This window comes from Spirosoma sp. 209 (assembly GCF_002006735.1).
In the GTDB taxonomy this organism is placed as follows: Bacteria; Bacteroidota; Bacteroidia; order Cytophagales; family Spirosomataceae; genus Spirosoma; species Spirosoma sordidisoli.
The window spans coordinates 40163-51253 of record NZ_MVEC01000027.1; the positions used below are offsets into that span (position 1 = coordinate 40163).

Annotated in this window: 11 protein-coding genes; 7 read left to right on the forward strand and 4 right to left on the reverse strand. The window is 56.0% G+C overall.

Annotation, left to right across the window (positions count from 1 at the left end; all coding sequences use genetic code 11):
• Nucleotides 1-161 precede the first annotated feature (161 nt).
• The 3 genes from B1C80_RS27310 to B1C80_RS27320 all read left to right on the forward strand — a co-directional run bounded on the left by B1C80_RS27310 (nt 162) and on the right by B1C80_RS27320 (nt 3532).
• Nucleotides 162-566 carry a hypothetical protein gene (locus tag B1C80_RS27310; protein ID WP_077924385.1) on the forward strand — a complete coding sequence of 135 codons (405 nt, stop codon included), beginning with the start codon at nt 162-164 and terminating at the stop codon, nt 564-566.
• A 270-nt stretch (nt 567-836) separates the two neighbouring features.
• Complete coding sequence (locus tag B1C80_RS27315) at nt 837-2084, forward strand: amidohydrolase family protein (protein ID WP_077924386.1); 1248 nt, start codon at nt 837-839, stop codon at nt 2082-2084.
• A gap of 167 nt (nt 2085-2251) precedes the next feature.
• Entirely contained in the window at nt 2252-3532 is a 1281-nt protein-coding gene (locus B1C80_RS27320; protein WP_077924387.1) for a citrate synthase, read from the forward strand.
• Between the two features lie 77 nt (nt 3533-3609).
• Here the strand turns inward: B1C80_RS27320 and B1C80_RS27325 are convergent, their stop codons facing one another.
• The 3 genes from B1C80_RS27325 to B1C80_RS27335 form a co-directional block, all read right to left on the reverse strand.
• Nucleotides 3610-4029, reverse strand: coding sequence for a DUF2846 domain-containing protein (locus tag B1C80_RS27325; RefSeq protein ID WP_077924388.1), 420 nt, complete (start codon nt 4027-4029; stop codon nt 3610-3612).
• 154 nt (nt 4030-4183) lie between these two features.
• Entirely contained in the window at nt 4184-5278 is a 1095-nt protein-coding gene (gene recA, locus B1C80_RS27330; protein WP_077924389.1) for a recombinase RecA, read from the reverse strand.
• 222 nt (nt 5279-5500) lie between these two features.
• Nucleotides 5501-6001: a hypothetical protein gene (locus B1C80_RS27335; protein WP_077924390.1), complete on the reverse strand. Its 501-nt coding sequence runs from the start codon at nt 5999-6001 to the stop codon at nt 5501-5503.
• Between the two features lie 254 nt (nt 6002-6255).
• Here B1C80_RS27335 and eno point away from each other — a divergent pair, with 254 nt between their 5' ends.
• From eno to gpmI, 4 genes are all read left to right on the forward strand, one after another.
• Nucleotides 6256-7536 (forward strand): phosphopyruvate hydratase, encoded by a 1281-nt coding sequence (eno, locus tag B1C80_RS27340; RefSeq protein WP_077924391.1) that lies wholly within the window; start codon nt 6256-6258, stop codon nt 7534-7536.
• Between the two features lie 165 nt (nt 7537-7701).
• Complete coding sequence (locus B1C80_RS27345) at nt 7702-8010, forward strand: septum formation initiator family protein (protein WP_077924392.1); 309 nt, start codon at nt 7702-7704, stop codon at nt 8008-8010.
• Nucleotides 8011-8079: 69 nt separating this feature from the next.
• A complete protein-coding gene (locus B1C80_RS27350) occupies nt 8080-8601 on the forward strand; it encodes a low molecular weight protein-tyrosine-phosphatase (RefSeq protein WP_077924393.1) in 522 nt (173 codons plus the stop codon).
• Between the two features lie 54 nt (nt 8602-8655).
• Nucleotides 8656-10236, forward strand: coding sequence for a 2,3-bisphosphoglycerate-independent phosphoglycerate mutase (gene gpmI, locus B1C80_RS27355; protein WP_077924394.1), 1581 nt, complete (start codon nt 8656-8658; stop codon nt 10234-10236).
• 77 nt (nt 10237-10313) lie between these two features.
• Here the strand turns inward: gpmI and odhB are convergent.
• Nucleotides 10314-11091 (reverse strand): 2-oxoglutarate dehydrogenase complex dihydrolipoyllysine-residue succinyltransferase (gene odhB, locus B1C80_RS27360; protein ID WP_077924396.1); only part of this gene is annotated, 778 nt, incomplete at its 5' end.

The window sequence follows — 11091 nt, forward strand, 5'->3', positions numbered from 1 at the left end:
AGCCTTTTCGCAACGCTGAAGTACCCTGTTCCTTTTTGCTGTTTGGGATCATCTCGGTTGGCCGAACCCGCCCCCGCTTGCAGCCGCCAGGATAAGATCGCTGGCAGGTCAATGTAAATACGGCTATCTTCGCCCAGCCTGTACTACTAATAAATCCCTGTATGCGTAACCCCTTTTTTTATGTTCTTCTGCTGGTGCTGGTCGTATTGGACGGCTGGCTCCTGGCCCACCCTAACCTGATTGGCCGGGCTGGCGTGTTTTTCTTCGATTACACGTACCTCGAAACCTTCCCCGAAGCGCTGGGTACCGTTGCCGCCGTGGTGGCCGTAGCGCTCCTGCTGAGCTGGGCCGTGCAAAAGTTCGGTCGGTCGCTGGCGGTCATCGTGCTGACAGGTTTGCTCGCAGCCTCGGCTTTTTATCTGTTTCAGAGCTTCACCCAGTACAATCAGGGCATCTATAAACTGACCGGAGCCGGGTTTAGGGCCGGGGCTATCCTGCTGCCGGGTTTGCTCGTGCTGGTGTTCGGGAAAGCACTCTGGGACGCTGTTTCCAGTCGAAAGCGCTGATCGATAAGCAAATACAGTATTATATGACCGTAATGCCCTGATAAAGGGCATTTTTTATGCGCTAATGGTCCCGTAATGATCCGGTAATAGCCACGTCAGTTGCGCCACAAGCGGCCTTCCGGGGGTTAAGCATCACATCATACCCGAACGGCTGGCGTCGGATCATTTGCCGGTGCTGGCCGTTCGGGCCTACTGACCCACCCGGTACCCTACAAAAAGGACCCACACGGCTCCTTTTTTGCGTATGTTTGGGCGTATGCTCCCCCCCCTATGAAACTCGTCTCCCTGCTACTACTGCTGCTCCCCTTTTCCCTTACGGCTCAGACGGCTTATCTGCTCCGCCCCGACCGCGTTTTCGACGGCGAAACCGTTCATGAAGGCTGGGTCGTTCGCGTAAAAGGAGCCCGGATCGATGCCGTTGGCCCGGCCGCCAGCGTCTCTGCCGAGGGCACCACCCCCGTTGACCTCAAAGGGCAGACGCTCCTGCCCGGCCTGATTGAAGGGCATTCGCATCTGCTGCTGCACCCCTACAACGAAACCAGCTGGGACGATCAGGTGCTGAAAGAAGCCCGGTCGCTGCGGGTGGCCCGCGCTACGGTTCACGCCAAAAAAACTCTGCTGGCCGGCTTTACCACCGTTCGGGACCTCGGCACCGAAGGTGCTGACTATGACGATGTGGGCCTGAAACAGGCCATCGATCAGGGTATCATTCTGGGGCCCCGCATGATGGTCGTGACGCGGGCGCTCATTGCCAGTGGCAGCTACGGACCCAAAGGATTCAGCCCCGATATCAGCGTGCCGCAGGGGGCCGAAGAAGCCGACGGCCACGATGCGCTGATCCGCGCCGTTCGGACGCAGATCGGTAAAGGAGCCGACGCCATCAAGATTTACGCCGATTACCGCTGGGGCCTCATGGCCGAAGCCCGCCCGACCTTCACGCTCGAGGAACTGAAGCTGATCGTCGAAACGGCTCGTAGCAGCGGCCGGGGCGTTGTAGCCCACGCCAGCACCGCCGAAGGCATGCGCCGGGCCATTCTGGCCGGCTGCGAAACCGTAGAACATGGCGACGCCGGCACCCCCGAGATCTTTGCCCTTATGAAAAAGAACGGCACGGCGCTCTGTCCGACGCTGGCCGCGGGCGATGCCGTCAGCCAGTACCGGGGCTGGAAAAAAGGCCAGGAGCCCGAGCCCGCCCGCATCCGCGAAAAACGTAATACCTTCAAACAAGCCCTCGACGCGGGCGTAACCATCTGTGCCGGGGGCGACGTAGGTGTCTTTAGTCATGGCGACAACGCCCGCGAGCTGGAGATGATGGTCGACTACGGCATGAAACCGCTGGACGTACTTCGCTCCGCTACCGCCATCAATGCCGATGTGTTTCATCTGGCCGACCGGGGCCGCGTTCGGGCGGGTCTGCTGGCCGACCTCGTCGCGGTAGAAGGCGACCCTACGCGCGCCATACTGGCACTCAGGCAGGTACGAGCTGTCATGAAAGGCGGCCAATGGTATCGCCAATAAACCAAAACTTATTGGGCAATTGTCGGGTTACTCAACCAGAACCGGCGGTTATCGGGATTTTTAGGCCCCTTTCTCCCGTCATTTGTGTTTTTGGCCTAACTTCGCCGGTCAATGCCAATTGGGATTTATAATCCTTTCTATTTGAGTACACTACCCTAAAACTTTATATGGCGAACTCTGCTGAACTAACCGTCGATGGCAAATCGTTCTCGTTCCCGACTCTGGAAGGGAGCGAACACGAAAAAGCCTTCGATATCTCGTCCCTCCGTGATCAAACCGGCTATGTTACGTTAGACCGGGGTTATAAAAACACTGGTGCTACCCAAAGCGGCATTACGTTTCTCGACGGCGAAGAAGGCATTCTGCGTTACCGGGGTTATTCCATTGAAGACCTGGCGTCAAAATCAACGTTCCTCGAAGTATCGTACCTGCTGATCTACGGCGAGCTGCCTACTGCCGAGCAGTATGAAACGTTCGTCAACTCGATTCGCCGACATACGCTCGTCAACGAAGACATGCGCAAAATCTTCGACGGCTTCCCGGTCAATGCCCACCCCATGTGCGTGCTGGCATCGCTGGTGAGTGCCATGAGCGCGTTCTATCCCGACTCGCACGAAGGCAATGGCAATACCGATCAGCACATTATCCGGCTGCTGGCCAAACTGCCAACCATTGCCACCTGGTCGTACAAACGGTCGCTGGGTCACCCAACCAACTACCCGAAAAACAACCTCGACTACATTCCGAACTTCCTGAATATGATGTTCGCCCTGCCGGTCGAAGAGTACAAGGTCGATCCGGTAGTTGCCGAAGCGCTGAACGTGCTGCTGATCCTGCACGCCGATCACGAGCAAAACTGCTCGACCAGCACCGTACGGCTCGTAGGCTCTTCGCAGGCCAATATTTATTCGTCTATCTCGGCCGGTATCCAGGCGCTCTGGGGACCGCTCCACGGCGGTGCCAACCAGGAGGTGATCGAGATGCTCGAAGACATCAAAGCCGACGGGGGCGATGTAGGTAAGTATATCGACATGGCTAAGAACGCGAAAACGACGGGCTTCCGGCTGTTCGGCTTCGGCCACCGCGTTTACAAAAACTTCGATCCCCGCGCTAAAATCATCAAGAAAGCCGCCGACGATGTGCTGAACAAACTGGGCGTCAACGATCCGGTGCTCGAGATTGCCAAAGGTCTCGAAGAAGCAGCCCTGAACGATCCGTATTTCGTACAGCGGAAACTGTATCCGAACGTTGATTTCTACTCGGGTATCATCTACCGCGCGCTGGGTATCCCGACCAATATGTTTACGGTGATGTTTGCGATTGGCCGTCTGCCGGGCTGGATTGCCCAGTGGAAAGAAATGCGTGAGCAGAAAGAGCCGATCGGCCGACCACGCCAGATCTACACCGGCGCTACCCTCCGCGAATTCGTGCCGCTGGAAAACCGGTAACGCAGGTATATCCTTACAACGACAGAAGCCCCGACTAACCAATAGTCGGGGCTTCTGTCGTTGTAAGAGCAGTTTATTTACATAGTCACGCTCCTATCGGCGTTCTTCTCAAAGTAGTTCGAGTCACGTTTGGCGTCGTCAACACTCTTCACGACCAGTTTAGGGCGGGCTCCGAACAGACCAAAGCGGGTTTTGTACTGCACAACGTACGTCTGACCGTCTTGTACGTCCAGCTGTACCATGCGTTTCGAGCCCTCTCTGGCCGAAATGGTATGCATGCCGGGTGCCAGACTCGTTGTGTACATCGATTTATTTTTCAGCCGGGTCAGCTCCTGGCCGTCGGCAATTACTTTGTATTTGGCCATGGAGCCATACAGGCAGCCATCCCGGAAGATTATGACCTTGGCCGCCTGGGGGGCGCCAGCGGGGCGGGGTGTTTCGGCAGTAGCCATAAGAGCAGCCATAGACAGGCTGAGTGCGATCACGATCGTTTTCATAACGTTTGGTAGTTAATGGCTCACCCGACTGCCGGATAAGCTGATTTAACCTACGACCGCCGGATATACTTAGATTGCGGGGGCATAAAAAAACGGCTGGATTACGTCCAGCCGTCATGCAGTTCAGGTCAGTGCCTGTATGCGTTGTTTGCGCTTAATCGTCGATTTCGCCTTCGTCGTCCCCTTCGGTAGCCGCCAGAACAGGATCGGTCAGCGCGTCATCGTCTTCGGCGATCTTAGCCCGGATCTTGCCTTCGAGCTCAGCCATCAGTTCCGGATTATCGAGCAGCAATTCTTTCACGGCATCGCGACCCTGTGCCAGGCGGCTGGTACCGTACGAGAACCACGAGCCCGACTTCTTCACGATCTCCATTTCGACAGCCAGGTCAAGAACTTCGCCGACTTTCGAGATACCCTGTCCGTACATGATGTCAAACTCAACCACTTTAAACGGAGCGGCCAGTTTGTTTTTCACGACTTTCACCTTGGTCCGGTTACCCACTACATTGTCGGCACCTTCTTTGATCTGACCAATACGGCGGATATCGATCCGAACCGACGCGTAGAATTTGAGAGCGTTACCACCGGTGGTTGTTTCGGGGTTACCGAACATCACGCCGATTTTCTCGCGCAGCTGGTTGATGAATATGCAGCAGCAGCCGGTTTTGTTGATCGTACCCGTCAGTTTCCGCAGCGCCTGGCTCATCAGACGAGCCTGCAGACCCATTTTACTTTCGCCCATTTCGCCTTCGATCTCGGCTTTTGGCACGAGGGCGGCTACGGAGTCAATAACGATGATGTCGATAGCACCGGAGCTAATCAGGTGCTCGGCAATTTCGAGAGCCTGTTCGCCATTATCGGGCTGCGAGATCAGCAGGTTTTTGGTGTCGATACCGAGTTTTTCGGCGTATACGCGGTCAAAAGCGTGTTCGGCGTCGATGAAGGCCGCCAGACCGCCCGCTTTCTGCGCTTCGGCGATGCAGTGCATCGTGAGCGTGGTTTTACCCGACGATTCAGGGCCGTAGATTTCAACGACGCGACCGCGCGGCATACCGCCAATACCCAACGCCAGATCCAGTCCCAGCGAGCCCGTCGAGATCACCGGAACGTCAACGACTTTGCTTTCGCTCAGCCGCATTACGGTGCCTTTACCGAACGCTTTGTCTAGCTTTTCAATGGTGGTCTGAAGCGCTTTTAGTTTACTGTCATTAGCAGATGCTGTGGCTTGCGCCGTATCTGATTTTGCCATGTTGGATGGTTGTTTAAACAGATAAAATTACCCAAAAACGCCCAGATTTCCAAGGCCTGTTTCGGAAATAATTAGGGCTTCTGACCCAACTTAAATACGCTTTCGGAAGACCCGAAACGGAGCCCGCAAAGGCTGTTTTCCAGACGGGTCTGTGTCAGCTACATAGCCCTTCAAAACGCACCAAACGCCTGGTCTCTTACCGGATCAGGCGTTTGGGTTTGCTTACAGCGTTGAGTCGGCCGGTACGGTTTGCTGATCAGGAGCCGCGGGCTGCTGGGTTTGGGGCTGGGTTTGCGGTTGCGGGTACCCCTGGGGCTGGCCACCCGGGTAGTTCGGGTTGGCGCCGTAGGGCTGCTGCGGTGGCCCAATCACTTCCACATTGGTGATGTAGTACTTGGTGTCGCCGTTCCAGGGCAGTTTCAGGATTTTTTCTTCGTAATGCAGCGTAACGCGCTGGCCGGTTTTTACCGCCTGCGTAATCTGGGCGGCAACGGCTTCATCTTTGACCGAAAAATCAAAATACTGGGGTGTCAGCGAGCCGGTTTCGCCCGAGAAGCCGCCCACGTTCAGCACGCCTTCGTAGGTTTTAAAGACAAAGCCACGGCGGCTGAATTTGGAAACCGTTCCGGCCCGCTCGCCGTCGCTGTAACTCCAGCCGGTAAGCACGTACAGAATGCCGAAAACGACTAATAGAAACAATAGGAAGTACAGAATGCCTCGCATCGACTTGTTGGTTTAGTAGCAATGTATGACCGCACAAATAGACAAAATTTTCCGGTAACTTTCAGTCCGTCCTGATCGTGAGCGCCAATAATTCGCCGGTGTTCCAAACCCTAGCCTGTCTTTTACGGGCCTGCCGCCTGAAGTTTTGCGCCACTTTGCGTTACTTTGCGCCCGGTATACCTACCAACCTAATGGCTTGGTAATCATACCTGAAAAAATAGACTTTTTCGTTGTTAACCCTTTTTTCTTACACAATGAGTACCATCCAAAGCATTCATGCCCGGCAAATACTGGATTCGCGCGGCAATCCAACTGTAGAAGTTGACGTCCGCACCGAAAATGGCTACCTGGGTCGGGCGGCCGTACCATCGGGCGCGTCTACAGGCACCCACGAAGCTGTTGAACTGCGCGATGACGATGCGAAAGTGTACGTTGGCAAAGGCGTGCTGAAAGCGGTATCGAACGTTAACGAACTGATCTTCCCGGAACTGGTTGGCATTTCGGTATACGAACAAAGCATGATCGACAAAATCATGCTCGAGCTCGATGGCACGACCAACAAAGGCCGCCTGGGCGCCAATGCTATTCTGGGGGTATCGCTGGCCGTGGCTAAAGCCGCTGCGCAGGAAGCGGGTCTGCCGCTGTACCGGTACATTGGGGGCGTCAATGCCAACACCCTGCCGGTACCGATGATGAACATCCTCAACGGCGGTTCGCATGCCGACAATTCAATCGACTTCCAGGAGTTCATGGTTATGCCGGCCAACGCGCCCAGCTTCTCGGAAGCGCTGCGCATGGGTACCGAAATTTTCCATACGCTCAAGAAAGTACTGAAGAGCCAGGGCCTGGCGACCAACGTTGGTGACGAGGGCGGTTTTGCGCCTAACATCAAATCGAACGAAGAGGCTATCCAGACCATTCTGCAGGCCATCGAAAAAGCAGGCTACCGCCCGGGCGAAGACGTCTGGATCGCGATGGATGCCGCTTCGTCGGAGTTCTACGATGCCGATGCCAAACAGTATTACTTTAAAAAATCGACCGGCGACAAACTGACGTCGTCCGAGATGGCCGGCTACTGGAAAGAGTGGGTTAGCAAATACCCCATCCTGAGCATCGAAGACGGCATGGCCGAAGACGATTGGGACGGCTGGAAACAGCATACCGAACTGCTGAAAGGTACGAAAACCCAACTCGTGGGCGACGACCTGTTCGTGACCAACGTAACGCGGCTTCAGCAGGGTATCGACGGTGGTATCGCCAACGCCATTCTGGTTAAAGTAAACCAGATCGGTTCGCTGACCGAAACCATCGACGCCGTAAACCTGGCTCACCGCAACTCGTACAAGAGTGTGATGTCGCACCGGTCGGGCGAAACCGAAGATGCAACCATTGCCGACCTGGCCGTAGCGCTCAACACGGGCCAGATCAAAACCGGTTCGGCTTCGCGCTCAGACCGTATGGCCAAGTACAATCAACTGCTGCGTATCGAGGAAGAACTGGGCGAAACCGCCTACTTCCCCGGCCTGAAGTTCTAATAACGGTATTCAGACTATGGTTCATACCGTGGTCCGTGTCCTCACCGGGACGCGCAGTCGGACCACACAGGCGTCAGCAAAACCATCCGGATAAGTGGTTCGTGAGGACATGGACCACGGTGTGAATCAAACCCTGAATACCGAATTCTAATACATTGTTTCGTTATGCAGACCCTCCTTCGTCGTCTCCGCAATTTTTACGTCGCTACGGCGCTGGTGCTGCTGACCTGGATGACGTTTTTCGACGCCAACGATTTGCCGTCGCAAATACGGAACTGGTGGAAGCTTCGCGAGCTGGAGGGCGACGCTGCATTTTACGAAGGGCGCATCAAAGACATCCGTCGGGAACGGCGCGAGGTGCTGGGTAACGACCGGCTTCGGGAAAAGTACGCCCGCGAGAAGTACCTGATGAAGAAGCCCACCGAAGACATCTTCGTCATCGTAGACGAGAACAATGAACCGCTTGAAAAATAGGTATGAGCGATGACTTGTGAGCGATGCCAACCCTCATAACTCATCGCTCATAACTCATCACCTCATTCTATGATTGCTGTTCTCTTCGTCTGTTATGGCAACATCTGCCGGTCGCCGGTAGCAGAGGGAGTATTTCGGGACCTGGTGGCCGCGGCCGGCCTGAGCGAACAGATCCGCTGCGATTCGGCCGGTACCTCGTCGTATCACCTCGGGCAGCTACCCGACCGCCGAACCCGCGAGAATGCCCTCGAACACGGCCTGACGCTCACCCACCGCGCCCGGCGCCTGACGGGCGAAGACCTGGCCCAGTTCGACTACTTCGTGGCCATGGATGAGCAGAACCTCGAAGCCATCGAGAAACTGAATTACCGCGCCACCGGGCTCTACACGCAGGATACCATTTTTCTGCTGCGCGAATTTGACCCTGAGGTCAGCGATCAGCCCAACGTACCCGACCCGTATTACGAAGGCCCCGATGTATTTGAAGAGGTCTATCAGATAACCCTCCGCTGCTGCCGGCAGCTACTAACCTATCTGGTCAACGAGCGAATGAGTGAATGGCAGGCTGGTCCGACCGAACAGAACGAATAAAAGACCAGCCAGACACTCAGTCACTCAGGCCCAAAATCACTCATTAAACCTGTCATGAACAAGAAAGTCATTCTCATCATTCTCGACGGCTGGGGTATTCCACTCAAGCCGGAGGTGTCAGCGATCGAAGCAGCCAGCGTTCCGTTTGTGCGGTCGCTTTACCCCCGATACCCGAACAGTACCCTCGAGGCATCGGGGCTGGCCGTTGGTCTGCCAGCCGGCCAGATGGGTAACTCCGAAGTAGGTCACATGAACCTCGGCGCCGGTCGGGTCGTTTATCAGGACCTGGTGAAAATCAACAAAGCAGTCGACGAACATACCCTCGACACCGAACCCGTTCTGGTCGACGCGCTGGCCTATGCCAAACGTACCGGCAAAAAAGTACACTTCATCGGGCTGGTGTCTGACGGGGGCGTTCATGCCCATATCGACCATCTGAAAGGGTTGCTGTCCATCGCCCACACGCATGCCCTGACCGATGTGTTCGTTCATGCGTTCACCGACGGCCGCGACACCGACCCCAAAAGTGGCATTGGTTTCCTGACGGACCTGCAGCAGCACATGGCCGCTACGACCGGTCAGATCGCCAGCGTAACCGGCCGGTATTACGCCATGGACCGCGACAACCGCTGGGAACGCGTTCGGGTAGCCTACGACGCGATGGTCCATGGACTGGGCGCCGTTACCTGCGCGCCTGAGGCCGTAACCCGCGTTCTTCAGGATTCGTACGACGCCGACGTAACCGATGAATTCGTGAAGCCGATCATTGTTACGAAAGCCGATGGGTCGCCAGCGGCTGTCATCGAAGAAGGGGATGTGGTGCTGTGTTTCAATTTCCGTACCGACCGGGGCCGCGAGATCACCCAGGCGCTGACGCAGAAAGACTACCCCGAGCAGGGCATGACGAAGCTGGCGCTCAACTACATCACCCTGACCAAATACGACGACGATTTCACCGGCGTAAAAATCATCTTCGAGAAAGACAACCTGCAGAATACGCTGGGCGAAGTCATTGCCGGCGCGGGCCGAAAGCAGATTCGGATTGCCGAAACCGAAAAGTATCCGCACGTTACGTTCTTTTTCTCGGGCGGGCGCGAGGAGCCTTTTGCCGGCGAGAAGCGCATTCTGTGCCCTTCGCCCAAAGAAATGGTCGTTTACGATGCGCAGGGTGTGGCTACCACCATTCCGGTCAAGACCTACGATCAGAAGCCCGAAATGGCGGCCTACGACATCCGCGACGCTATTATTCCGGAGTTGCAGAACGAAGAAACGGATTTCATCTGCCTCAACTTCGCCAATACCGATATGGTGGGTCATACGGGCGTATTCGAAGCCGTTAAGAAAGCGGCCGAAACCGCCGATACCTGCACCAAAGCGGTAGTTGAAGCTGCCCTGGAGCATGGTTATACGGCCATCATCATTGCCGACCACGGTAACGCCGAATATATGGTCAACGACGACGGGTCGCCCAACACGGCGCATACGACCAACCTCGTACCGTGTATCCTGGTCGACAAAGATTATCACCCAACGCTGAACAGCGGCAAACTGGCCGACATTGCGCCTACCATTCTGCACCTGATGGGCATCCAGCAACCCCGCGAAATGACCGGCGTCAGTCTGATTGGGCAGTAGAAGGTCAACTTGTTCCTAGAGCCAACAAGCCCCGCCAGCGATCTGGCGGGGCTTGTTGGCTCTAGGAACCGAAGGGCTTACATATCCAGCAGGAGCCGGGAGGGGTCTTCCAGAATCTGTTTCACACGAACCAGGAAGCTTACCGACTCTTTGCCGTCAATGATGCGGTGGTCGTAGCTCAGCGCTACGTACATGATCGGGCGGATTACAATCTCACCATTCACTACAACCGCACGCTCTACAATATTATGCATTCCCAGAATAGCCGACTGCGGTGCGTTGATGATGGGCGTCGAGAGCATCGACCCAAACGTACCGCCGTTGGTGATCGTGAAGGTACCCCCTGTCATCTGCTCGATGGTCAGCTTGTTATCGCGGGCCAGGCCAGCCAGTCGGCCAATCTCTTTCTCGATCTGGGCAAAGCTCAGCTGCTCGGCGTTCCGGATAACCGGCACGACCAGCCCCCGATCGGTCGATACCGCAATCGATACATCGCAGAAGTCGTTGTAGACAATCTGGTCGCCATCGATCTGGGCGTTTACCGCCGGGAAGTCTTTCAGGGCCGCACAAACCGCTTTGGTGAAGAACGACATGAAGCCGAGGCCCACGCCGTGTTTCTCCTTGAATTTGTCTTTGTACTTGTTCCGCAGGTCCATGATCGGCTTCATGTCTACCTCGTTGAAGGTAGTCAGCATGGCCGTTTCGTTCTTGACGGCCACTAACCGACGCGCAATAGTCCGGCGCAGCGAGGTCATTTTTTCGCGACGCTGGTTGCGGCTGCCTGGGGCGGCTGCGGGTTGCGGGCTGGGCGCAGTTGCCTTGGCGGCTGGTGCGGGCGCCGACGGAGCGGGTTGC

Coding starts and splice junctions, on each gene's coding strand:
- eno (WP_077924391.1), top strand. CDS start 6,256: ATGAGTACCATCCAAAGCATTCATGCCCGGCAAATACTGGATTCGCGC.
- B1C80_RS27310 (WP_077924385.1), top strand. CDS start 162: ATGCGTAACCCCTTTTTTTATGTTCTTCTGCTGGTGCTGGTCGTATTG.
- B1C80_RS27350 (WP_077924393.1), top strand. CDS start 8,080: ATGATTGCTGTTCTCTTCGTCTGTTATGGCAACATCTGCCGGTCGCCG.
- B1C80_RS27345 (WP_077924392.1), top strand. CDS start 7,702: ATGCAGACCCTCCTTCGTCGTCTCCGCAATTTTTACGTCGCTACGGCG.
- recA (WP_077924389.1), bottom strand. CDS start 5,278: ATGGCAAAATCAGATACGGCGCAAGCCACAGCATCTGCTAATGACAGT.
- B1C80_RS27325 (WP_077924388.1), bottom strand. CDS start 4,029: ATGAAAACGATCGTGATCGCACTCAGCCTGTCTATGGCTGCTCTTATG.
- B1C80_RS27320 (WP_077924387.1), top strand. CDS start 2,252: ATGGCGAACTCTGCTGAACTAACCGTCGATGGCAAATCGTTCTCGTTC.
- B1C80_RS27315 (WP_077924386.1), top strand. CDS start 837: ATGAAACTCGTCTCCCTGCTACTACTGCTGCTCCCCTTTTCCCTTACG.
- B1C80_RS27335 (WP_077924390.1), bottom strand. CDS start 6,001: ATGCGAGGCATTCTGTACTTCCTATTGTTTCTATTAGTCGTTTTCGGC.
- gpmI (WP_077924394.1), top strand. CDS start 8,656: ATGAACAAGAAAGTCATTCTCATCATTCTCGACGGCTGGGGTATTCCA.